This window comes from Nocardia rhamnosiphila NBRC 108938, from assembly GCF_000720425.1.
Taxonomy (GTDB): Bacteria; Actinomycetota; Actinomycetes; order Mycobacteriales; family Mycobacteriaceae; genus Nocardia; species Nocardia rhamnosiphila.
In genome coordinates this window covers 585248-606587 of the sequence record NZ_JOAJ01000002.1, presented here as the reverse complement: position 1 = coordinate 606587, position 21340 = coordinate 585248, and the positions used below count along the sequence as shown (strand labels likewise).

At 69.1% G+C, this 21340-nt stretch carries 26 protein-coding genes; 16 read left to right on the top strand and 10 right to left on the bottom strand.

Annotation, left to right across the window (positions count from 1 at the left end):
* The first annotated feature begins 12 nt into the window (after positions 1–12).
* From xerD to IG75_RS0111665, 11 genes are all read left to right on the top strand, one after another.
* A complete protein-coding gene (gene xerD / locus IG75_RS0111720) occupies positions 13–954 on the top strand; it encodes a site-specific tyrosine recombinase XerD (protein ID WP_030521253.1) in 942 nt (313 codons plus the stop codon).
* A gap of 395 nt (positions 955–1349) precedes the next feature.
* Positions 1350–2225, top strand: coding sequence for a ParA family protein (locus tag IG75_RS0111715; RefSeq protein ID WP_051714501.1), 876 nt, complete (start codon positions 1350–1352; stop codon positions 2223–2225).
* Positions 2222–3127 (top strand): segregation and condensation protein A, encoded by a 906-nt coding sequence (locus tag IG75_RS0111710; protein ID WP_373863771.1) that lies wholly within the window; start codon positions 2222–2224, stop codon positions 3125–3127. Before IG75_RS0111715 ends, IG75_RS0111710 begins: the two co-directional genes overlap by 4 nt.
* Positions 3124–3780, top strand: a complete 657-nt coding sequence (gene scpB / locus IG75_RS0111705) for an SMC-Scp complex subunit ScpB (RefSeq protein ID WP_030521250.1) — start codon at positions 3124–3126, stop codon at positions 3778–3780. Before IG75_RS0111710 ends, scpB begins: the two co-directional genes overlap by 4 nt.
* A 9-nt stretch (positions 3781–3789) precedes the next feature.
* Positions 3790–5139, top strand: coding sequence for a pseudouridine synthase (locus IG75_RS38225; protein WP_081876805.1), 1350 nt, complete (start codon positions 3790–3792; stop codon positions 5137–5139).
* Between the two features lie 65 nt (positions 5140–5204).
* Positions 5205–5903 (top strand): (d)CMP kinase, encoded by a 699-nt coding sequence (gene cmk / locus IG75_RS0111695; RefSeq protein ID WP_051714525.1) that lies wholly within the window; start codon positions 5205–5207, stop codon positions 5901–5903.
* On the top strand, positions 5900–7327 hold the full coding sequence (gene der, locus IG75_RS0111690; RefSeq protein WP_030521247.1) for a ribosome biogenesis GTPase Der: 1428 nt from the start codon (positions 5900–5902) through the stop codon (positions 7325–7327). Before cmk ends, der begins: the two co-directional genes overlap by 4 nt.
* 563 nt (positions 7328–7890) lie before the next feature.
* Positions 7891–8769: an alpha/beta hydrolase fold domain-containing protein gene (locus IG75_RS0111680; RefSeq protein ID WP_030521245.1), complete on the top strand. Its 879-nt coding sequence runs from the start codon at positions 7891–7893 to the stop codon at positions 8767–8769.
* A gap of 207 nt (positions 8770–8976) precedes the next feature.
* Positions 8977–10344: a hypothetical protein gene (locus IG75_RS0111675; protein ID WP_030521244.1), complete on the top strand. Its 1368-nt coding sequence runs from the start codon at positions 8977–8979 to the stop codon at positions 10342–10344.
* 91 nt (positions 10345–10435) lie between these two features.
* Positions 10436–10942, top strand: coding sequence for a DnaJ family domain-containing protein (locus tag IG75_RS0111670; protein ID WP_030521243.1), 507 nt, complete (start codon positions 10436–10438; stop codon positions 10940–10942).
* A 45-nt stretch (positions 10943–10987) separates the two neighbouring features.
* The gene (locus tag IG75_RS0111665) at positions 10988–11416 is read left to right on the top strand and encodes a nuclear transport factor 2 family protein (RefSeq protein ID WP_030521242.1); all 429 of its coding nucleotides are present in this window, start codon (positions 10988–10990) and stop codon (positions 11414–11416) included.
* Between the two features lie 9 nt (positions 11417–11425).
* On the opposite strand, the gene IG75_RS0111660 is transcribed toward IG75_RS0111665, so the two are convergent.
* The 8 genes from IG75_RS0111660 to IG75_RS0111625 form a co-directional block, all read right to left on the bottom strand.
* On the bottom strand, positions 11426–12181 hold the full coding sequence (locus IG75_RS0111660) for a metallophosphoesterase family protein (RefSeq protein ID WP_036513334.1): 756 nt from the start codon (positions 12179–12181) through the stop codon (positions 11426–11428).
* Positions 12182–12205: 24 nt separating this feature from the next.
* Positions 12206–12484 (bottom strand): BON domain-containing protein, encoded by a 279-nt coding sequence (locus IG75_RS40210; protein WP_030521240.1) that lies wholly within the window; start codon positions 12482–12484, stop codon positions 12206–12208.
* On the bottom strand, positions 12485–13069 hold the full coding sequence (locus tag IG75_RS0111650; RefSeq protein ID WP_030521239.1) for a nucleotidyltransferase family protein: 585 nt from the start codon (positions 13067–13069) through the stop codon (positions 12485–12487).
* A gap of 32 nt (positions 13070–13101) precedes the next feature.
* Complete coding sequence (locus IG75_RS0111645; protein ID WP_030521238.1) at positions 13102–13335, bottom strand: DUF6480 family protein; 234 nt, start codon at positions 13333–13335, stop codon at positions 13102–13104.
* A gap of 4 nt (positions 13336–13339) precedes the next feature.
* Positions 13340–13699, bottom strand: coding sequence for a CDGSH iron-sulfur domain-containing protein (locus IG75_RS40750; RefSeq protein ID WP_307688024.1), 360 nt, complete (start codon positions 13697–13699; stop codon positions 13340–13342).
* Positions 13680–14330 carry a HemK2/MTQ2 family protein methyltransferase gene (locus tag IG75_RS0111635; protein WP_030521236.1) on the bottom strand — a complete coding sequence of 217 codons (651 nt, stop codon included), beginning with the start codon at positions 14328–14330 and terminating at the stop codon, positions 13680–13682. Before IG75_RS0111635 ends, IG75_RS40750 begins: the two co-directional genes overlap by 20 nt.
* Before the next feature lie 5 nt (positions 14331–14335).
* Entirely contained in the window at positions 14336–15346 is a 1011-nt protein-coding gene (locus tag IG75_RS0111630; RefSeq protein ID WP_036513331.1) for an iron-containing redox enzyme family protein, read from the bottom strand.
* A gap of 61 nt (positions 15347–15407) precedes the next feature.
* Positions 15408–16016 carry a flavodoxin family protein gene (locus tag IG75_RS0111625; protein WP_030521234.1) on the bottom strand — a complete coding sequence of 203 codons (609 nt, stop codon included), beginning with the start codon at positions 16014–16016 and terminating at the stop codon, positions 15408–15410.
* A gap of 319 nt (positions 16017–16335) precedes the next feature.
* On the opposite strand from IG75_RS0111625, the gene IG75_RS0111620 reads away from it, so the two are divergent.
* The 4 genes from IG75_RS0111620 (at position 16336) to IG75_RS0111605 (ending at position 18923) form a co-directional block, all read left to right on the top strand.
* Positions 16336–16743, top strand: a complete 408-nt coding sequence (locus IG75_RS0111620) for an STAS domain-containing protein (protein WP_036513328.1) — start codon at positions 16336–16338, stop codon at positions 16741–16743.
* Positions 16744–16863: 120 nt separating this feature from the next.
* Positions 16864–17502: a PAS and ANTAR domain-containing protein gene (locus tag IG75_RS0111615; protein ID WP_030521232.1), complete on the top strand. Its 639-nt coding sequence runs from the start codon at positions 16864–16866 to the stop codon at positions 17500–17502.
* A 223-nt stretch (positions 17503–17725) separates the two neighbouring features.
* On the top strand, positions 17726–18115 hold the full coding sequence (locus IG75_RS0111610) for an ATP-binding protein (protein WP_245713293.1): 390 nt from the start codon (positions 17726–17728) through the stop codon (positions 18113–18115).
* Positions 18105–18923: an RNA polymerase sigma factor SigF gene (locus IG75_RS0111605; protein WP_030521230.1), complete on the top strand. Its 819-nt coding sequence runs from the start codon at positions 18105–18107 to the stop codon at positions 18921–18923. The genes IG75_RS0111610 and IG75_RS0111605 overlap by 11 nt, the downstream gene beginning before the upstream one ends.
* Before the next feature lie 32 nt (positions 18924–18955).
* Here IG75_RS0111605 and IG75_RS0111600 read toward each other — a convergent pair whose 3' ends face one another.
* Positions 18956–19495, bottom strand: coding sequence for a mycothiol transferase (locus IG75_RS0111600; RefSeq protein ID WP_051714499.1), 540 nt, complete (start codon positions 19493–19495; stop codon positions 18956–18958).
* A 178-nt stretch (positions 19496–19673) separates the two neighbouring features.
* Here IG75_RS0111600 and IG75_RS0111595 point away from each other — a divergent pair, with 178 nt between their 5' ends.
* Positions 19674–20153 (top strand): nuclear transport factor 2 family protein, encoded by a 480-nt coding sequence (locus tag IG75_RS0111595; protein ID WP_030521228.1) that lies wholly within the window; start codon positions 19674–19676, stop codon positions 20151–20153.
* 6 nt (positions 20154–20159) lie between these two features.
* On the opposite strand, the gene IG75_RS0111590 is transcribed toward IG75_RS0111595, so the two are convergent.
* The gene (locus IG75_RS0111590) at positions 20160–21200 is read right to left on the bottom strand and encodes an NAD(P)-dependent alcohol dehydrogenase (RefSeq protein ID WP_030521227.1); all 1041 of its coding nucleotides are present in this window, start codon (positions 21198–21200) and stop codon (positions 20160–20162) included.
* Between the last annotated feature and the right edge of the window lie 140 nt (positions 21201–21340).

Genomic DNA, 21340 nt, shown 5'->3' with positions numbered 1-21340 from the left:
CGGGGGCCGGCGGTGCGGGAGGTCGAAATCTTCCTGGACCATCTGGCCGTGGAACGGGGTGCCGCGCGCAGCACCCTCTCCGCGTACCGCCGGGACCTGTCCCGGTACCGGGAGTTCCTGAGCGAACGCGGTCGCGCCGACCTGGCATCCGTCGCGGAACGCGATATCACCGAGTTCGCGGTCGCCCTGCGGGCCGGTGGCGCGCACCATCCCCCGCTGGCACCGGGCTCGGTGGCGCGGGCATTGATCGCCGTACGGGGATTGCACCGGTTCGCGGCTGCCGAGGGGCTGACCAGCGCTGATGTCGCGCAGGCCGTCAAACCACCGATGGTGGGCCAGCGGCTGCCCAAAGCGCTCCCGGTGGATCAGGTGTTGCGACTGCTGGACGCGGCGGATGCCGGTGCCGGGACCGGGGGCGAAGCTGCGGCGCGCGGGTTGCGTGACCGGGCGCTGCTGGAACTGCTGTACTCGACCGGCGCGCGGATCTCCGAGACCGTCGGACTCGATATCGACGACCTCGACCTCGACGACCGGGCGGTCGTCCTGCGCGGTAAGGGCGGTAAACAGCGGATCGTGCCCATCGGCCGCCCCGCGCTGGCCGCGGTGGACGCCTACCTGGTGCGCGGCCGGCCCGCCCTCGCGGCCCGGGCCCGCCGGCATACACCCGGCGCGGCGGCCGCGTTGTTCCTGAATGTGCGCGGCGGCCGGCTGTCCCGGCAGAGCGCCTGGCAGGTGCTCCAGCGCGCCGCCGAGCACGCCGGGATCACCGCCACGGTTTCTCCGCACACCCTGCGGCATTCGTTCGCCACCCATCTACTCGACGGCGGCGCCGATGTGCGGGTCGTGCAGGAGTTACTGGGCCACGCGTCGGTGACCACCACCCAGATCTACACATTGGTCACGGTGGGGACACTGCGCGAGGTCTGGGCGACGGCCCACCCGCGGGCGCGGTGAGTCGCGGCCTTGGACGGGGCCGGGGTGGTCCGCTGCCGGTCGCTGGAGCGTAACGAGTGCACACCACGCACCACGGCCCCCTCGGATCCGTCCGCCGGATCGCCGCACGATACCTATCGAGGGCATCGCACCCGAGCCTCCGGCGCTGAGCCGTCGCCGCAGGTAGCGCCATCAACACGAACACGCCGTGCATACACGCGGCGCTCGAGTGGGGTCAACCGGTAGCGTCTAGGACTAGCCGGACCGTGGCGAAAGCGAGACCGTGCCTTGATCGGCCTCGTTACGCTCTACGAGGTGACGGACGGGTAGGAACGTATAAGGAGCAGCGGATCGTGACGACAGCCGGAGCGGCGGACTCGCCCAAGGGCGCCGAGAGCGACGATCGCGCCGCGTCTGTGTGGGGCGCGGGCCCCGAACCCGTTCCTGCCGACGCTGCGCTCGGGCCGACGGGTCGGCCCCTGCGCGCGGTCCCGGATCCGCCCGAGCCGTCGCACGAGGGCAACGCGCTCATCGTGGCGATGTGCAATCAGAAAGGCGGGGTGGGCAAGACCACCTCGACCATCAATCTGGGTGCGGCGCTGGCCGAATACGGCCGCCGGGTACTGCTGGTGGATCTCGATCCCCAGGGCGCGCTGTCGGCGGGTCTGGGTGTGGCACACCACGATCTCGATCTGACCGTGCACAATCTGCTCATCGGAGCGCCGGTGAGCGCCGATGACGTGCTCATGCAGACCAAGGTCGAGAATCTGGATCTGCTCCCCAGCAATATCGACCTGTCGGCGGCCGAGATCCAGTTGGTGAACGAGGTCGGCCGCGAGCAGTCGCTGGGCCGGGCGCTGGAACCGATCCGCGACCGCTACGACTACATCCTCATCGATTGCCAGCCGTCGCTCGGTCTGCTCACCGTGAACGCGCTCGCCTGCTCCGACGGGGTGATCATCCCGATGGAATGCGAGTACTTCTCGTTGCGCGGGCTGGCCCTGCTCAACGACACCGTGGAGAAGGTCCGGGACCGGCTGAATCCGCGGCTGAGCCTGTACGGCATCGTGGTGACCATGTTCGACGCCCGGTTGCTGCATTCCCGCCAGGTGATGGCGCGGGTGGTCGAGGTGTTCGGCGAACTGGTCTACGACACCGCGATCGCGCGGACGGTCCGGTTCCCGGATGCCAGCGTCGCCGGTGAACCGATCACCACATGGGCGCCGAAATCCAGTGGTGCCGAGGCGTATCGGGCGATGGCACGGGAAGTCATCCACCGGTCCGGGCGGTGAGCGGGCCGCCCCGGCCGGCATCGTCGACGATCAGCCAACCCGCCGCGCCCGCGGATCCGGCGGGCGCGGTAGCGGAGAAGTCCGGATTCCATCTGCGGTTGAGCAATTTCGAAGGTCCTTTCGACCTGCTGCTCCAGCTGATCTCGCAACGCCGTCTCGATGTGACCGAGGTGGCGCTGCACAAGGTCACCGACGAATTCATCGCCTACACCAAGGCGTTGACCGCCGCATTGAACCAGCCCGGCAATACGCTGCGCACGGACAAGATCCTGGATCAGACCACCGAGTTCCTGGTGGTGGCGGCGACCCTGCTGGATCTGAAGGCGGCCCGGCTGCTGCCGTCGGGTGAGGTGACCGACCCCGACGATCTGGAGTTGCTCGAGGCCCGGGATCTGCTGTTCGCCCGGCTCCTGCAGTATCGGGCGTTCAAGCAGGTCGCCGAGTTGCTCGGGGAACTGGAGGCGGCCGCGCTGCGCCGGTATCCGCGCAGTGTCGGGTTGGAGGAGCGGTTCGCGAGTCTGCTGCCGGAGGTCAGCCTCGGGGTGGACGCGGCCGGTTTCGCCGAGATCGCGGCGGCGGCGTTCCGGCCGCGGCCGGTACCGACCGTGGGCCTGGACCATCTGCACGCGCATGCGATATCGGTGGCGGAGCAGGCGACGCTCATGCTGGAACGGCTGCGCGCCCGGGGCGTGGGGGTATGGACCACGTTCGCCGAGCTGGTGGCCGATTGCGCGGCGCCGATCCAGATTGTGGCGCGGTTCCTGGCGTTGCTCGAGCTGTATCGGGGTAAGACGATCGAGTTCGACCAGCCCGACCCGCTGGGCCCGCTCGCCGTGCGCTGGATCGGCGAAGACGGGGACGGCGGCGCCGCGCCGGTGACCATAGAAGAGGACTACGGATGACCGAGGCTGTGACCGATATCGCGCCCGAGCCGTTGGACGACGACGAATTCCGGGCGGCGCTCGAGGCGTTGCTGCTCGTGGTGGACACTCCGGCGCCGGTGGAGCAGCTGGCCACCGCTCTGGACGAGGCCCCGCAGCGGGTGGAGCGCACCCTGCGGGAGATGTCGGCGGAACTGGCCGCCCGGCGCAGCGGAATCGATCTGCGTTTCGCCGGGGACGGGTGGCGCTTCTATACTCGCAGCGAGTACGCACCGTATGTGGAGCGTATGTTGCTCGACGGCGCCCGGTCGAAGTTGACCCGGGCGGCTCTGGAGACGCTGGCGGTGGTGGCATACCGTCAGCCGGTGACCCGGGCTCGGGTCAGCGCGGTGCGCGGTGTCAACGTCGACGGTGTGATGCGTACCCTGCTGGCCAGGGGATTGATCACCGAGGCGGGCACCGACCCGGAAACCAACGGCACGCTGTACGGCACCACCGAACTGTTCCTGGAGCGGATCGGATTGGCGTCGCTGAGCGATCTGCCGCCATTGGCGCCCCTGTTGCCGGGGGTGGACCTGATCGATGAGATCAACGACAGTCTGGAGACGGACCCCCGCTACACCAGGCTGCGAAAACCCGCTGAGGACGATCTGAAACTCGGCGCCGAGGATTGACAGGAAAACGTGAAGACACCCGCTCGCCGTGATGGCATACCGGATCGTAGGAAAAGTGACGACCAGGCCGGTCGGGCCGGTCGCGGCCGCGGCGCCCCCCGTACCGGGGACGCGCGCCGCGGTGGCAGTGATACGCCCCGCACCGGCCGTACCGGGGGACCGCGCAGTACCGAACGGGGGGCCCGCAGTGACCAGCTGCCGCGTTCCGGGCGTCCCGCGAGCGCGGAATCGTCGTCCGGCGGACGCGGCGCCCGCACCGCCGGCGGTCGCGGTGACTTCGCGACCCCGGGCCGGGCGGGTTCGGCCGGCACGGGCCGCGGTGGTCCCGCGGGATCGGCCCGGACCGGATCGGCGGGTGCGGGTCGCGGTGGCCCCGCGGGATCGGCCCGGACCGGAGCGGCGGGCGCGGGCCGCGGTGGTTCCGCGGGGACGGGCCGTGGCGGCTCGACAGCGGGCCGGAGCGGCGCCGCCGGATCGCGGGCCGGTGGCCGCCCGGGCGGCGGTACGGCCCGTAAGACCCAGAGCACTCGGTCCGGGAGCAGCGCCCCGCAGCTGAACAATGCGAAACCGGCCCGGCATCAGCATGTGGAATCGGGTGAACCCGGTCACGAGAAGTTGCCCTGGGGCGAGGGCGAACGCCTGCAGAAGGTGCTGGCCAAGGCCGGGGTCGCCTCGCGCCGGGCGGCCGAGGAGATGATCGAGCAGGGTCGCGTCGAGGTCGACGGCATCATCGTGCGAGAGCAGGGCCTGCGGATCGACCCGGAGAACGCCGTGGTGCGGGTGGACGGGACCCGGGTGGTGGTGCGCGAGGAACTGGTGCACCTGGCCCTCAACAAGCCCAAGGGCTGGCAGTCCACCATGTCCGACGATCTGGGCCGGCCCTGTGTCGGCGATATCGTCGCCGAGCGGGTCGCGGCCGGGCAGCGGCTGTTCCATGTCGGCCGGTTGGATGCCGATACCGAGGGGTTGCTGTTGCTCACCAATGACGGTGATCTCGCGCACCGGCTGATGCACCCGTCCTACGAGGTGTCGAAGACCTACCTGGCGACCGTGCAGGGCGAAGTGCACCGTTCGATCGGCAAGATCCTGCGCGAGGGCGTGGAGCTCGACGACGGACCGGCCAAGGTGGACCGCTTCCAGGTGCTCGAGGTCGACGCGGGACGTTCCCTGGTGAAAGTGGTGTTGCACGAGGGGCGCAAACATATCGTGCGGCGGCTGCTGGACGCGGTCGGGCATCCGGTGACCAGGCTTGTCCGCACCCATATCGGCCCGGTCGTCCTGAACGACCAACGTCCGGGCACGCTGCGCGTGCTGGGGCGCGATGAAATCGGCAAACTCTACGAGGCGGTGTCTTTGTGAACGGTGTGGAAGCTCCGGTGGGGGTCGTCGTGGATCCGGCCCGCGACCGGTCCCTGGTCGTCGCGATGGACGGTCCCTCGGGGACCGGGAAGTCCAGTGTGTCGCGGCGGCTGGCGGTACGGCTTTCGGCCCGCTACCTCGATACCGGCGCGATGTACCGGGTCGCCACGCTGCAGGTGCTGCGTGCGGGGGTCGACCCGGCGGATTCCGCCGCGGTGGCCGCGACGGTCACCGACATGCCGTTGCGGATCGGTACCGATCCCGAACGGGAACTGATCGAACTCGACGGCGACGATGTGCGTACCGAGATCCGCGGAGCCGAGGTCACCGCGGCGGTATCGGCCGTCTCGGCCGTGCCGGAGGTCCGGGAGCAACTGGTGGCGCTGCAGCGTGAGATCGCGGTGAGCGCGGGCCGGATCGTGGTCGAGGGCCGCGATATCGGCACCACCGTCCTGCCCGACGCCGACGCCAAGATCTATCTGACCGCGTCCGCGCAGGCGCGCGCCCATCGCCGTAATCAGCAGAACATCGCCGAGGGCCGCGGGGACGACTACGCCGGGGTACTCGCCGATGTGGAGCGCCGTGACCGCCTCGATTCGACGCGCGCGGTGTCGCCGCTGCGGCGGGCCGAGGACGCGGTGCAGGTCGACACCAGCGAACTGACCATGGACGAGACCATCGACGAGCTGTACCGCGAGGTCGGCCGGCAGTTGGACCGGCCGCGGGATCGTGCCGCGGCGCGCAGCCGGGGAGCTGCCGGATGAGCGAGGACACTGTGAGTGACGTACTCGCCGGCGACGGCGTATGGAGCGACGAATCGGATTGGGAGCTCACCGATCTCGCCGGTGACGCGGAGGCCGCCGACCAGGTGCCGATGCCCACGCTGGCTGTGGTCGGACGCCCGAATGTCGGTAAATCGACGCTGGTGAACCGTATTCTCGGCCGCCGCGAAGCCGTGGTCGAGGATGTGCCCGGGGTGACCCGGGACCGGGTCTCCTACGAAGCCAACTGGGCGGGCCGCCGTTTCTGGGTGCAGGACACCGGCGGCTGGGAACCGGACGCCAAGGGACTGCAGCAGTCGGTGGCGCGGCAGGCCGAACTCGCCATGAACACGGCCGACGCCATTGTGCTGGTGGTCGACGCGGTGGTCGGCGCGACCGCCACCGACGAGGCCGCCGTGAAGGTGCTGCGGCGGGCGAAGACACCGGTCATCCTCGTCGCCAACAAGGTCGACGACCAGCGCTTGGAGGCCGATGCGGCCGCGCTGTGGTCGCTGGGTCTCGGGGAACCGCGTATGGTCTCCGCCGCACACGGCCGCGGGACCGGTGACCTGCTCGACGATGTGCTCGAAGTGCTGCCGGAGACCCCGCGGGAACTCGGCGGGCCCGGCGGCGGGCCGCGCCGGGTGGCGCTGGTCGGGAAACCGAACGTCGGTAAATCGAGCCTGCTGAACAAGCTGAGCGGTGACGAGCGGTCGGTGGTGCACGATATCGCCGGCACCACGGTCGATCCGGTCGATTCGCTGGTGGAACTGGGCGGCAAGGTCTGGCGTTTCGTCGATACCGCGGGGCTGCGGCGTAAGGTCGCCAATGCCAGCGGTACCGAGTACTACGCCTCGTTGCGCACCAAATCGGCACTGGAGGCCTCCGAGGTGGCGATCATGCTGATCGACGCCGCGCAGCCCATCACCGAACAGGACCTGCGGGTGATCAGCCTGGTCGCCGACTCCGGGCGGGCCCTGGTGCTGGCGTTCAACAAATGGGATCTGGTGGACGAGGACCGCCGCCTGCAACTCGAGCGCGAGGTCGATCGCGATCTGGTGCGGGTGCCGTGGGCGCAGCGGGTCAATATCTCCGCGCAGACGGGCCGGGCGGTGCAGAAGCTCGTCCCGGCCATGGAGACCGCGCTGGAATCCTGGGACAAGCGGATTTCGACCGGCCGCCTGAACACCTGGTTGAAAGAGGTGGTCGCCGCGACACCGCCGCCCATGCGTGGCGGGCGGCTGCCCCGGGTGCTGTTCGCCACCCAGGCCACCACCAGGCCACCGACCTTCGTCCTGTTCACCACCGGGTTCCTGGAGGCCGGCTATCGCCGGTTCCTGGAGCGGCGGCTGCGCGAGGAGTTCGGGTTCGACGGGTCGCCGGTGCGGATCTCGGTCCGGATCCGGGAGAAGCGCGCCAAGAAGTGAACCCGGTGCTCACCCGCCGCCACGGCGGGTGAGCACCGAGGTTTCCGGCCGGTGCCGTAGGTCCGGTCACTACCGCGGGGATGCGCGCCAGGGGTCGCGCCGGGACCGGGTGTCGGCCGATGGCAGCTCGTGCCGCGCTGCGTAGTCGCGGCGGCCCGGAGTTCGGCACTGGTGCGTGGACCGAACTTCCGCTCCCGGCCGCGGCTGTCGTATCCGTCGTATCGCATACCGGCGCTCAAGACCGCGGCGACGACCGACCGGGTAGCGCGGTCGTTTCGTCCGGGCGCGGCGAAGTCCGGTCCGGCGCAATACATTTCGAATCCACAACGGGGCAACCGTACCGCACGGCCGAATGCGGATCCGCCCCGGGCCGCCGGCTCGGGGCGGATCCGCGATATCCGGCACTAGGGGCAGACGTAGTGCGTCCGGTACCGGTACGACCTGTCGTCGCATATCCGACGAAGGTAACGCGCCCGCGCCGGTGGACGCATCGGAATATGCTCCGGAGAGCCGGGACCGGTCCGGTTCCGCCCGGCGGGCGGATACGGAGGGAGTAGACATTCATGGTCAGTCGCCGCGCCCGGGCGCTGTCGGTGTTCCTGCGGGTCACCCGCCAACGCGGTATGGCGACCGCGGAGAAGGCCCGGGTCGCCATGGCCGAACCCGCCGGCCCCCACACCCCGCCGCGGCGGCTGCGGCGCCGGCATCGGGTGGAAGACCGCCTCGTCGACGGCTTCCCCTGCTACCGCGTGACGCCCCGGACGGCGCCGGAGTCCGGGAAAGTCGTGCTCTATCTGCACGGCGGTAGCTTCTTCCGGGAGATCAGCTGGTGGCACTGGCGGTTCATCGATCGGCTCGTCACGGCCGGGCACCGGGTCGAGGTGCCGATCTATCCGCTGGCGCCGCGGTACACCTACCGGTCGGCGCGGCCGTATCTGCTCGCGGTGTATCGGGAGGTGATCGGCGCCGTGGAGCCCGGGCGGGTGGTACTCGCCGGGGATTCCGCCGGTGGCACCCTGGCGCTGCTGCTCGCCCAGACGCTGCCGGACGCCGGACTGCCCGGCCCGGCGCGGCTGATCCTGTTCGCACCGTGTCTCGATATGCGTTTGTCCGCACCGGAGATCGACCGGGTGCAGGCGGACGATCCGTGGCTGGCGCGCCCCGGTCTGCTCGAGGCGGGACGCGTCTGGGCCGGCGGGGACGACCTCGGGCTGCCGGAACTCAGCCCGATCAACGGTCCGGTGGACGGGCTACCGGAAACGGATCTCTTCGTCGGTACGCACGACATCCTGTACCCCGACGCGCGCGCATTCGCCGAACGCGCCGGCGCCCGCGTGCGTCTCATCGCCGAACCCGGCCTGTTCCACGTGTATCCGCTCGCTCCGGTCCCCGAGGCGCGTCCCGCGGTGAAAGCGGTCCTGACCACCCTGGACGACCTGTGAGCGGCCGCGCCGGCTGCCCCCGCCGTGTCGTGACGGGCCCCCGTGGACGCGGAAATGCCGGGCTGCCCGGGGAACTCGTGAACAGCCTGTGAACGCCCACGGAATTCGGCCGATTCGACCGTGACGATGCATCGCGGAGCAAAGGCCGGTACCGTACCCGGGCGTGACTACTTGTCTGCCATCGAATCACCCGAGGCGGGAGCCGTAATGACTGTCGAACCGCCACTCGAGGACGATGTCACGCAACTGGCTCAGCGCGTCGAACACGCTCGGGGCCGGCTGGCCTACCAGTTCGACCCCGCCCTCACCGAGGCACTGTCGGAAACGGAGCTACGCGCCGAACGTGATCTCGCCGAGCGCATCCGCGAACAGGAGCGTGGGCAGCGCTGGAAGGAGATCCAAGCGGTCGCCTCGGCCAACGATCGTGCCAGGCAGACCACCGAGCAGATCGAGAAGGCGGATATGCGCGACCTCTTGCTCGCCCGTAAAGCCATCGCCGCTCAGCGCCGGGAGTCCAGCCCGCACGCCAAACTCGCCTCGCTGTACCGGCATCGGTCCTGGTCGTTGCGTGCGCTGGCCGGTGTGGTCGGTGCGGGGATGCTCTGGTCGGCCGTCAACGTGCAGCAGAACATCGCCCCCACCGGTGCGTCCGATCCGCTGTTCTGGTTCAGCTATCTGCTGGAAGCGATGATCAGTGTCTGCCTGATCATCATCATGATCGGCACCAACAAGGTCGCGGAGTGGGGGGTGATCAACAACCGGAAACAGGTGGCCGCCGCCGAGATCGCGCTGCTCGCCCTGACCGTCGGACTGAACACCTACCCCTATCTGCGGGTCGGGGAATGGTACGACGCCGCCGTGCACGCGGTCGCCCCGGTGATGATCGGTGTCGCGCTGCTCATCCACGACGCGGCGAGCAGTCGCTACGGTATGGCGATCCTGCGGGCCACCGAACAGGTCCGGGTGCTGCCCGACCCCGCGGATCAGATCCGCAACAGCCTGCCCCGGGTGAGCCTGCGGCTCGATCACGCGAAGCTGGCGACCGAACTCCCGGCCGTCGAGCCCGAGGCGAAACCGGCCGCGCTGGAGCCGGGCGGGGCGAAGACAGCTGTTTCCGCATCGAGTGGTTCGGCCTTCCGGTCGGACGGCAAGGGCGGTGATACGGGAAAACGCCGGTCGGGGGATCTGGCGGAGGTCACTTCCGGGTTGATCGGGCGGACGAGTTCGCTGCTCGATGAGATGGCGGCCAATTCGCCTCTGTTCGAGGGGGACTCGGCCACGACGAAAACCGCCGACACCACCGACAAGCTTCCGGTGACCAAACCGAAAAAGCTCTCGGGGTTGAGCAAGGGTTCCTCCGACGGTGCCAGGAACGGTTCCGGGGAGAGCAAGGGCAAGCTGTCCGGGGACAAGGAGACCGACGAGTTCCTCGACGTCGTGCGCTCCTCCGACGGCTACGACACCGGCCAGTTCCGGGTCGCCGATATCCTCGAGCAGGAGCTCGCCGACCTCCAGGCGGAGCGCCGCCGGGCCCGTTCCGGCCGCGCCCGCAGTACCTCCACCAACGGGGCCTGAGCCCGGGAGGTGACCCGTGGTTGCACGGGTCGCCTCCGGCGCCGCTGCCGGCACGCAGCGTTACCGTGGTGGGAGACGGTGAGGAGGCACGATGACCGAGCGCAAACCCGTGGGTGTCGACTTCGAGTCCTGGGTCGATCGCAAAATCCGGGAAGCCACCGAACGCGGCGACTTCGAGAACCTCTCCGGCGCCGGTAAACCGCTACCGGGTGCCGGGAACCCCTACCACGACGAGAACGCGTGGTTGCGCGACTACCTGCGTCGCGAAGGTGTGAGCGGCGACGCCATGCTGCCGCCTTCGCTGTTGCTGCGCCGTGATGTGGAGCGGTTACCGGAGACGGTCCGCGACGCCGCGTCCGAACACGAGGTGCGCGAGACGGTCGCCGAGCTCAACCGGCGCATCGTCGACTGGTTGCGGATGCCCACCGGTCCGCAGGTCCCGGTCGCGCCGGTCGACGCGGACGCGGTCGTCCGGGAATGGCGGGAGCGGGCCACCCGGGTGGACGCTCCGGCGGTCGCGGCCCGGCGCCCGGATATCGCCCGGCCCCGTCCCGTACCCGGCGTGCGTTGGTGGCATCGGATCTTTCGCGGCCGCTGAGACCGAACCCGCCCGGACACCGCGGCGGTGCGGTTGTATGGAGGGATGGATTCAGCGACCCTCGCCGATCGGCTCGAGATCACCGATCTGCTCACCCGCTACGCCACCGCCGTCGACAGCAAGGACTGGGCGCTGTACCGCACAGTGTTCACTGCCGACGCGCAGATCGACTACAGCACGGCCGGCGGCCCGGTCGGCGATCTCGACACCGTGGTGGCCCGGCTGACCGAGCAGCTGAACCTGTTCGCCCGCACCCAGCATTTCATCTCCAATATCGCGGTCGACCTCGACGGCGACAGCGCGAAGGTGCGGGCGATGTTCTTCAACCCGATGATCGTGTCCCCGGGCAAGCAGTTCACCTGCGGCGGCTGGTACAACCACGACCTCATCCGGACTCCCGACGGCTGGCGCAGCACCCGGCTGCTCGAGGAAGCGGCGTGGTTCGACGGTATCGAGGCCGCGTTCGCGCAGTAGGCGGCCCGGTCATCCGGTCAACGCGGTTTCGCTGTGCTCGCGCACGCGCGTCCGCCGCGGATGCAGTTCGTACACCGCGAAGGCCGAGCGGATGACCGGCTGGGCGACATTGCGGACGCGGATACCGCCGGGTGTGGTGCCGCGTTCGCACCCGGCGTGGGCGTGCCCGTGCAGCGCCAGATCCGCCCGGTGGGTGTCGATGGGCTCACCGAGCAGGTAGGAACCCAGAAACGGGTAGATCTCCCGCGGTTCTCCGTGCAGGGTGTCGCTGACGGGAGAGTAGTGGGTGAGGACCACCGTGACATCGGTGTCGAGCTCGGCCAGCGCGGTATCGAGCCGGGTGGCCAACTCCACGGTGTGCCCGGCGAACTCGCGCATCAGGTGTTCGCCGAACACGCTGGCGCATTTCCCGGCGAACCCGCCGCCGAAGCCCTTCGTTCCCGCGACGCCCAGCGTGCGATCGCCGATCGTGACCGTGGTGGCGCTGCCCTCGAGGACCGTGATCCCGGCCGCGGCCAGCATTTCGGTGATCTCGTCGGAGAGATCGCTGTGATAATCGTGGTTACCGAGGACCGCGATGACCGGGACACCGACATCGGCGAATTCCGTGGCCACCACCTCGGCTTCGGGCAGGGTCCCGTGATTGGTCAGATCACCGGCCAACAGCAGGACATCGGCGTGGTCCGGTAGACCGCGTAGCGCGGGACGCAGCATGCCCCGCGAGTCGGTCCCCAGATGGACATCCCCCACAGCGGCGATCCGCATCGGTGCACTCCCTTCCGCCCGGTGTCAGTCACCGAGGTCCTCGCATTCGCCCGGGCCGGGCGTCGCGGTCACGTGTACGTCGTTGTGGATCTGTGCGTCCGGGGCGATCTCGTGCACCACGTCCTCGAGCCGGCGCCGCCGTTCCGCGGTACCCACTTCGCCGTCGAGCACCACCACATCGCCCCGGATCCGCACCCGCACACCCTGTTCGGCGCAGCGTGGATCCTCGGTCAATGCCCGGTGTAGTTCGGCGGCCAGGTACTCCGGTGGCCGGCCGGGCGGACGGTTCTGGGTTTCCGACATCTATCCGGCCTTTCCTGAGGTTCGATCATCGGTCCGGGTATCGGCGATGCCGAGATCGTCGATCAACCCGAGGAACGCCCGCGCGTAGGGCGAATGTTCGGTCTGGGCGCGCACCGACGGCCAGTCCACCTGTTCGCGCAGATCGCGCGAGATACGCAACAGCGGGCTCAGGTCCAGCCGGTGGGCGTCGAAGACCAGCAGTTTGTCGACCAGCAGATCGGTGCCGTGCACCACCGGCGCCATTGTCGGCCCGACCCGCATGATCTCCGCCCGGGCCAGCAGGGCGTCGTCCACCTCGCGGTTGTTGGGCCGGTGGATGATGTCGATGAGGGTGTCGCCGTCGTAGGCCTTGGTGAGCCAATCCTCGGCCGCGTCGGCGATACGCAGGCCCGCCCGGGCCAGTTCGCTGCGCGCCCGGCCGCTGTCGGCGGGTTTGACGAAGAGATCGACATCATGATCCGAGGGCGGTCCGCCCCGGGCGTAGACCGCGCAACCACCCGCCACGGCGAAGGGGACGTCGTGGTGCGTCAGCGCATTCGCGGCTCGCGTCAGCGCATGGAGCAACTGCTGATGGGTCGGAGCCATACCGGGCGGCTACCCGGAAACGGCACCGCCAATCAGCTCACGACCGTGATCACCAGGGCCACCGCCACCACCACGAACGCGGCGACCAGGGCGATCGTCAGTACCACCGCCAGGACTCCGGTCGGGGGAAAGTGATGCCGCGTGGCCGGCTCCTCTGCCGACAACCCGGAGGTCTGTGGAGTATCGGGCGGTGTGGAACCCGGTGGGACTCCGCCGCCCGGTTCCAGATCAGGGGTTTCGGCGGGGTCGGGATCCATGGACGACATACCTCTACCTCCCTTCTCGATCATTTCCGGAGCGCCGGGCCCGGCGGCGATGGCTCGTATCGCACAGCGGGTAGCTCCCGGAACGTTTGCAGGTACACAGCGCGACCAGGAAGCGGTCGGCGAGCATGGGGTCACCCTCCGGGGTGATCACCTCCAGCGGGCCCTCCACCAGCGCCGGCCCCTCGGCGGTGAAGGTGATCCGGCGTACCGGGTTCGCCGCATCCGGTGGGATAGGGGCCGGTTCCGGCCGGGAGCCGCAGGCGTCGTCCGCCGCCGCGTCATCCGCCGTCGCGGGGTCGGCGTGGCGGATCGCGGCGAGCAACTCGTCGGGACCGGGCGGTGTGTCAGCGGGTTCGGTCGGCACGGATCACCACCAGTTCCTCGTGCTCTTGTTCGGGCTGGATCAGGCCGCGTTCCCGCAGCCACTCCAGCCGGCTGCGCATCACCGGCCCGAACGGGATGACGGTGCGGGCCACCACGGTCGCCTTCAACCCACCCGCACGCAACCGGGTAAGCGTGGCGGCGATACCCGAGACCGCGGAGTGCACGATCAGCGCGGTACCGCCGACGGCGAGCAATTGCGGCATCATCTCGCACAGGGGGTCCAGCAGATGGCGGCCGTGCCAGCCGGCGTCCCAGGCGCGCGCGGGGCCGTCCTCGGGCGGATGGGCTTCGCTGGGTACATACGGCGGGTTGGCGACCACCACGTCGAACGTGCGGCCCTCGACCACCCGGGTGACGTCTCCGCACAGCAGTTCCAGCCGCACCCCGTACAGCCGGCTGTTGAACCAGGCCGAGGCCAGCGCGGCGCGTGACAGGTCCACCGCGGTGACGGCCGCCGCCCCGGACCGGGCGGCGTGGATCGCCAGCGCACCGGTGCCGGTACACGCGTCGAGTACCTGCGCGCCGCGCGGCAGGGCCGCGTCGGTCATCGCCCGGGCGAGCAGCCGGGTATCCGGCTGGGGACGGTAGACGCCGGGAACACTGACGAACACCGGACTCACCGCGCCGTCGTCCGCAGCGAACTCTCGCCCGCGCGCCAGCGGTCGAGCATCTGGTCCGCGCACCGGTCCTCGAGCAGATCGGTCGCCTGGATTCCGAAGACCACCGACTCGGCCAGTCCGGGTTCGCGGGCCAACAGGTCGTCGAGTACCTCGCGGCGCACGACCTGTTCGTGGACGGCGTCCGCCGTCACGTGTTCGCTGTAGAAACGGACGCAGTCCGGGTGGGCGGAGAACCGTCGCAGCGCCTCGACCATCAGTTTCGAGGCCGGTGAGGAGGTGATCTCCACTGCCGCGAAATGGCCCACGACCGCGCCCCGCAGCGAACGGTGCAGGCCGAACAGCGACATCATGTCGACCAGGGCGAGCATGGAGGCGGGGACGACGTCCAGATAGTGCAGGTAGCCGTCGGACAGGCCCGCGCCGCGCAGCAGGTCGGCGTAGAGCCGGGCGTGGATGCGATCTCCGTGGCCGCCGCCGAACTCGTCGAACTCGATTGCCACCAATCCGGCCTTCGCCCGGCCGCGCAGACGGGGTATCACCCAGGCCACCGGATCGGCCTCCTTGTGGTGGTAGATCGAGCGCTGGACGAAATACTCGCGCATCTGCCACCAGGACCCGTCGTCGCGCAGCCGGCCCGGGACACCGCCGGCCACGGGGACGGTGAGCAAGCGATCCAGTTCCGCTGTGACATCGGCGCCTCCGGGCACCTCGGCGCGCAGGGTGGCGAGGAACCGGCGCTCGAGTTCCGCCCGCATCCGCAGCAGTCCCGGATCCCACTCCCAGCCGGCGTCCACGCCACGGAAGCCTTGATAGTGCAGCTCATAGCAGGTGTGCAGGGTCAGCTGGAAATCGTCACCGTAGGGATCGAGATCGTCGGGGACCTCGGGTACCGGTCGTCCGGATACGTCCCGCAGCAGCGTCAGTACGGCCTCCGACAGCGGGCCGCGGGCCAGGGGGAGCAGGGGCGCGCCGACGGCGGTCTCGCGCGGGGTGAGTGTTTCGACCATGGTTCGCCTTTCGCAGGCATCGAACTTCGAATCCCTGGGAGGCAGCGGGACGCGCTGCGCGTTACTCGGCCGGATAGGGCGCTCCGCGCAATGCTCGGGCGAGATGCGCCGCATTCCGGGCAGCGGTCGCGTTCGTGGAGGCGACCGCGCTGGGAACCTTGTCCAGATCCAGATAGTCGACACCGCTCATGGCCTCACCGTTCCAGTAGGTTCCACCCTGCGCGGGCAGGGTGTAGCCGATATCGTTCAGGCCCTGGAACAGGTCCGCGGTGATCTTGTGGGCGCCGTCCTCGTTACCGACCACCGCCGTCAGCGCGACCTTGCCGAACAGGGCGGGCCGTCCCGCGTCGTCGGTTTCCGACAGCTCGGCGTCCAGTCTTTCCAGCACGCGCTGGGCCACCGACGACATATGACCCACCCAGGTCGGGGTCGCGAAGAGCAGAATGTCCGCATCGATGACGCGGGCCCGGACCGCGGGCCATTCGTCGCCGTCGCCCTCGTCGGCGCTGACGCCCGGACGGATATCGTGATCGACGACCCGGATCACTTCGCCCGCCACATCATGCTTGGCGAGTTCGTCGAGCACCTGCCGGGCCAGCAGATCGCTGCTGGATTCGGCGGGTGAGCTCTTCAGTGAGCACACCAGTGCCACCGCGGTCAGAGAAGCCATTCCGGAAACCTCCGCCCCTGTTCGGTCGGCCGGTCCGACCCGGCCTTGTGCCTGTGCGCAATAGCCGGTGGCACGGGGGATAAACATCTCCATCCGACCGCGCGACGGCGCCGGCGACCGGATATGCCCGGGTCGACGGCGGTGTACACCGTCGGCCGACCGTGCCAGAATGGTCGGCAGGTTGAAAACATGCAGCCGATCCCGGTACCGCGTATCTCTCGGTGCCCGGGTTCGATGAGCGGGACCGGCTCCCGTTCCGATATCCGCCCGTAGCGCGTACGCCAACCGGAAATCCCCACCAGCAAGGGATGGGATTGATATGTCGGTTACCACCGCCCGGTGCCAGGTCGATCAGCAACGCAGGCGCGACCCGCGACCGGTGACCACCGGTCGTATGTGGTCGCGACGCAGTACCGAACACCCCGAATGCGTGGTCGCCCGCGTAGAAGGCGAGTTGGATGCCGTACTACACGAAGAACTGCGCGCGCTGCTCGAGCGGTGCCGCGCCGGTCTGTGCCGCGCCGTGGTGCTGGACCTGCGTGCCACCACTTTCATGAGTATCCGCGCCGCCGTCATCCTCGCCGAGGCCAAGGCCGCCGCGTGGCGTGCCGGGGTCGAACTTCGGGTGGTCAGCGGCCGGAAGGAAGTGGAGCGGGCGCTCGAGGTCGCCGGTGTGCGGCCGCAGTTCGAGTATTTCCCGAGCCTGAACAGCGCGCTCACGAGCTGACCCACAGCCCGCGCTCACACCCCGCCCCGGCCGCTCGAGCGGCCGGGGCGGGGTCGCTTTCCGCGTGGGCACGGTCGATACTCGAGCCGTGTCACGAGAAGACGGCGCTGTCGCCGAGGAATTACTGGACTCGATCGGAGCGTTTCGCAGTGTGCGGGCGCCTTCCGCTTCTGGTTCGCCGACCAACGCTGGGAGTGGTCGGAAGCCGTCGCCGAGATGCACGGTTACCCGTCGGCGCCGATGACGCCCAGCACCGAGCTGCTGCTCGGGCACAAGCATCCCGACGACCGCGCGCAGGTGGCGAACGCTCTCGCGAAATCGGTGGCCGAGGGGACGCCGTTCTGCAGCAGGCACCGCATCGTCGATCTCGCCGGGGAAACCAAGCACGTCATCGTGGTGGCCGATGTGATGACCGACGAGCAGGGTGCCGTGATCGGTTCCACGGGCTACTACATCGACCTCACCGAAACGCTGGCCGAGGAGCGGGAGGAGGCTCTGCAGGACACGCTGCCGGGCCTCTACGCGGCACGAGCGGTGATCGAGCAGGCCAAGGGTGCGTTGATGGTGGTGTACGGGATCAGCGCCGACCAGGCGTTCCGGGTGCTGATCTGGCGCTCTCAGGAGACCAACACCAAACTCCGGGCGCTGGCCGCGCAGTTGGTCGCCGAGCTGCCCACGGTGGACTACGCCGCCCCTGCGCTGCGCACCGAATTCGATCATCTGCTGCTGACCGTCCACGAGCGGATAGATCACACGTGAACTGGGCAGGGTTTCGGCGATTCCGGCCGGGGTATGTGCGCATGTGACAATCAGGCCGACATCCGAGGAAAGACGAACCGCGGCGTCACCGACGGTCACGGGCACCGACGGGGCCCGGCGGGCGCCCCCCGCCCGCCGGGGCGCGGGCGGTAGGAACGAGGTGGTGATGCGCATGGGGGAGAGTGTCTCCGATTCCGTGTATACGACATCGGCGGATACGACGGTGGGCGTTCGGATTCCGGCCCGGCAGGAGCAGCTGGTGATGCTGCGCGCGCTGGCCGAGACCGTATCGCTGATCGCCGATTTCGGTCTGGACGAGGTGACCGATATCCGGCTCGCCCTCGATGAGGTGGCTACGTCGTTGATTGCGGCAGCTGTTCCCGATTCGAGTCTGACCTGCGATTTCGATTACGACGAGCATCGCATGACAGTGCGCGTAACCTCGATCTCGGAGGTCGACTCGCTCCGCGATCAGGAGGGATTCGGCTGGCATATCGTGCGGACGCTGACCCGCTCGGTCAGCGTGGAACAGCATCCCTACGACGTGGCGAGTGGTGGTTACCCGACCGATGTCGAGTTCAGCTGGTTCCGAGGAGGCGCCGATGGCGCGTGAAGGCATACGGGCGGATCCCGGGCCTTCGCGTCGCCACCGCGGCCACGACAGTTACGACAATATCGAGCCGTTGTTCGGCAAAGCGGCCGCCCTCGCCGAGGGCGACCCCGCCCGCGCGGAGCTGCGCGCGGAGATCATGCGGCGGTGTCTGCCGCTGGCCGAGCACATCGCCAGGAAGTTCTCCGGGCGCGGTGAGAACTACGACGATCTGCTGCAGGTGGCCCGGCTCGGCCTGGTGAACGCGGTGGACCGTTTCGACGTCTCGCGTGGTTCGTCGTTCCTGTCCTTCGCCGTCCCGACCATCATGGGCGAGGTCCGCCGGCATTTCCGTGACAACACCTGGTCGGTCCGGGTGCCGCGGCGGGTCAAGGAACTGCAGCTCAATCTGGGCCCCACCATCGAGATCCTCTCGCAGCGGCTGGGCCGGGTGCCGCGGGCCAAGGAGATCGCCGGCGAACTCGAGATCGATGTGGTGGAGGTGACCCAGGCCCTCATCGCCGGTAACGCCTACCAGGCCTCCTCGCTGGACGCGCCCGCCACCGGGGACGACGGCGACAGCGCGGCATTGCCGCTGGTGGAATCGCTGGGCGCCGAGGAGCCGTCCTACGGCTGGCTGGAGGACTACCTCGCGATCGAACCCCTGCTCGACGAGCTGTCCGAGCGGGAGCGCCAGGTGTTGCGGATGCGGTTCTTCGAATCCCGCACCCAGTCGCAGATCGCGGAGGAACTGGGAGTGTCACAGATGCACATCTCCCGGATACTCTCGCGTACCCTCGGCTGGCTGCGGGAGCAGGCGCTGCGCGACTGATCGGCGCGTCCGGCCCGGTGGCCGGACCGGGATCAGTGGGTCGCCGCCGGATCCGTCCGGCCGGCGGGAGCGCGAGAGAGAATGCCGCGGACGAAAGCGGCCTGGCCCGCGTGTTGGAGGTCGTCGGCGATCACACTGACCAGGCGTACGCCCATCGTGACCGGCGGATCCCAGTTCGTGTCGACGATCGCGTCGAGGTCCCGGTCGTCCAGCGCGGCCACGAACCGGACCGTGCGCGCGTGCACGGCGTCGTGGTATCCGGTGAGCAGCTCGGGCGGAGCACTGATCAGCGCCACCTCGGCGGGGGTGTCGCCGTACCCGGTGGCGTCCCGGTCGATCGGCAGGTCGAAGCGCTCGAACCAGCCGCGGCCCGTCCACAGCGATTCGGTGGCCTGCAATTCCGCCAGATGCTCGTCCTGTACCCGGGTGAGATGCCAGACCAGCCACGCGATGGAATTGGCCGCCGGATCGAGACGGTGGGTCAGGGCCTGCTCGTCGAGTCCGTCCACTGCTTCGTGGACCACCCCGCGGATTCGATCGAAGGCATCGGTGAGTAGATCGGCACTGTTCATTGCTGTCTCCGTCGCTGGTGGAAAGCGCGGCAACGCCGGCGCGACGGACCGGGTACCGCGAGTTGTCGTCCGGTATCGGCGCAGTACCACGATCCGGGCAGGGCAAACGGGAGGTCGGCGTGGCGAGAAAATAGAACATGTTCTTGCCGCGCTCGGGTCGCCGTGCCAAGGTGGCTCCATGGATCTGCAGGCACTCGAACTTCTCCGCGGCCTCAAGTACCGGTACTTCCGCACTCTGGATCTGAAGCAGTGGGACGATTTCGCCGCCACGCTGGATCCGGAGATCGAAGCCCGCTACGGCACCCACGCCATGGGCAAGGAGCTCACCCTCGACGGACGCGACGCGGTGGTCGGGTTCATGCGCGAGAACATGGGCCCCGGCATCGTCACCACCCATGTGGCCAATCATCCGGAGATCACCGTCGACGGCGACACCGCGACCGGTAGCTGGCTGTTCGAGGACACGGTATTGGCCACGGATTTCGGTGTGCTGATCCGCGGTGCCGGGTACTACACCGACCGCTACCGACGCGGCGCCGACGGGATCTGGCGTATCCACGCCACCTCCTACGTGCGGATCTACGAATCCTCGCAGTCGCTGGCCGATACCCCCAGCCATACGTTGCTCAGCAATATGTGGGCGACCGGCACGAGATGAGCCCGGTCAGGGCACCAGGACCGCGCGGCCCCGGATTCTGCCCTGTTCGAGCAGTTCGTAGGCGTGCGCGCCGTCCTCGAGCGGGAACTGCCGGGTGCGCGCGGCGATCCGGCCCTCCCGGGCCAGCGCGATACTGTCGATGAGATCGCGTTTGGTGCCGCCGTAGGATTTCCGCACCGTCGCGCCCCACGGCAGCCCCGGACCGCCCGCGGGGCCCGCGGTGATACCGGGATCGCCCTCGCCCAACCCGATCATCCGGTAGGCCCCGTTGGGTCCGACCGATTCGACCGAGAGCTTCGCGGTCGCGTCCACGCCGACGAAATCGAATACCGCTTCCGCGCCGCGGCCGCCGGTCATGGCGAGGATCCGGGCCGCGGTGTCCGCGTCGGCCGCGAGCCCCTCGTGCGCGCCGCATTCCGCCGCCAGTTCGAGTTTGTCCGGATCGGTGTCCACCGCGATCACCCGCACCGGGGTGATCGCCCGCAGGATCTGGATGCCGACATGACCGAGCCCGCCGGCTCCGATCACCACCGCAGTGGCTCCGGGGTAGAGCTGGTCGCGGGCGCCGCGGATGGCGTGGTAGCTGGTGAGCGCGGCGTCGGCCAGCGGTGCGGCGGCGACGAAGTCCATATCGCCGATGGGAACGAAGGAGTTGGCCGGGACGGCCACGTACTCGGCCATACCGCCGTCGGGTCCGAGTCCGGGACAGGGCGGCATGGCGACCCGTCCGGCCGCCCGGCACACATTCTCGTTGCCGCTCGCGCATTCCGGGCAGTGTCCACACGACCAGCACAGGTACACCACACCGCGTTCGCCGGTCGTCCGCCCGGCGACCTGGTCGCCGACCGCGGCGATGGTGCCGGCGATCTCGTGACCGAGGGTCAGCGGGTCCTCGCGGACCTTGAAGGGGAGATGGAGGACATGCAGGTCGGAGTGGCAGATCCCGGAGGCGCCGACCCGGATCAGCAGCTCGCCCGGACCCGGTTCGGGGGTCGGGACCTCACGTATCTCCAGGGTGCCGGGTTCGGTGAGTTGCAGCGCTCTCATGGGGTGTCCTCCCGCTCCGGCCGACTCTGGCGTGTCTCACAAACTAGGCCGCTCCGCGGCGGGCTGACAAGAGTTGATTTTTATTGACACCTGTCAAATCCGTACCTAGGGTCCATGTGACCGGTATCACCCGGCGCGTC

What these genes read in the sequence shown, in the direction of transcription:
- scpB (WP_030521250.1), top strand. Translation starts at nt 3,124, where the DNA reads ATGACCGAGGCTGTGACCGATATCGCGCCCGAGCCGTTGGACGACGAC.
- cmk (WP_051714525.1), top strand. Translation starts at nt 5,205, where the DNA reads ATGGACGGTCCCTCGGGGACCGGGAAGTCCAGTGTGTCGCGGCGGCTG.
- der (WP_030521247.1), top strand. Translation starts at nt 5,900, where the DNA reads ATGAGCGAGGACACTGTGAGTGACGTACTCGCCGGCGACGGCGTATGG.
- IG75_RS0111680 (WP_030521245.1), top strand. Translation starts at nt 7,891, where the DNA reads ATGGTCAGTCGCCGCGCCCGGGCGCTGTCGGTGTTCCTGCGGGTCACC.
- IG75_RS0111675 (WP_030521244.1), top strand. Translation starts at nt 8,977, where the DNA reads ATGACTGTCGAACCGCCACTCGAGGACGATGTCACGCAACTGGCTCAG.
- IG75_RS0111670 (WP_030521243.1), top strand. Translation starts at nt 10,436, where the DNA reads ATGACCGAGCGCAAACCCGTGGGTGTCGACTTCGAGTCCTGGGTCGAT.
- IG75_RS0111665 (WP_030521242.1), top strand. Translation starts at nt 10,988, where the DNA reads ATGGATTCAGCGACCCTCGCCGATCGGCTCGAGATCACCGATCTGCTC.
- IG75_RS0111660 (WP_036513334.1), bottom strand. Translation starts at nt 12,181, where the DNA reads ATGCGGATCGCCGCTGTGGGGGATGTCCATCTGGGGACCGACTCGCGG.
- IG75_RS40210 (WP_030521240.1), bottom strand. Translation starts at nt 12,484, where the DNA reads ATGTCGGAAACCCAGAACCGTCCGCCCGGCCGGCCACCGGAGTACCTG.
- IG75_RS0111650 (WP_030521239.1), bottom strand. Translation starts at nt 13,069, where the DNA reads ATGGCTCCGACCCATCAGCAGTTGCTCCATGCGCTGACGCGAGCCGCG.
- IG75_RS0111645 (WP_030521238.1), bottom strand. Translation starts at nt 13,335, where the DNA reads ATGTCGTCCATGGATCCCGACCCCGCCGAAACCCCTGATCTGGAACCG.
- IG75_RS0111630 (WP_036513331.1), bottom strand. Translation starts at nt 15,346, where the DNA reads ATGGTCGAAACACTCACCCCGCGCGAGACCGCCGTCGGCGCGCCCCTG.
- IG75_RS0111625 (WP_030521234.1), bottom strand. Translation starts at nt 16,016, where the DNA reads ATGGCTTCTCTGACCGCGGTGGCACTGGTGTGCTCACTGAAGAGCTCA.
- IG75_RS0111620 (WP_036513328.1), top strand. Translation starts at nt 16,336, where the DNA reads ATGTCGGTTACCACCGCCCGGTGCCAGGTCGATCAGCAACGCAGGCGC.
- IG75_RS0111605 (WP_030521230.1), top strand. Translation starts at nt 18,105, where the DNA reads ATGGCGCGTGAAGGCATACGGGCGGATCCCGGGCCTTCGCGTCGCCAC.
- IG75_RS0111600 (WP_051714499.1), bottom strand. Translation starts at nt 19,495, where the DNA reads ATGAACAGTGCCGATCTACTCACCGATGCCTTCGATCGAATCCGCGGG.
- IG75_RS0111595 (WP_030521228.1), top strand. Translation starts at nt 19,674, where the DNA reads ATGGATCTGCAGGCACTCGAACTTCTCCGCGGCCTCAAGTACCGGTAC.
- IG75_RS0111590 (WP_030521227.1), bottom strand. Translation starts at nt 21,200, where the DNA reads ATGAGAGCGCTGCAACTCACCGAACCCGGCACCCTGGAGATACGTGAG.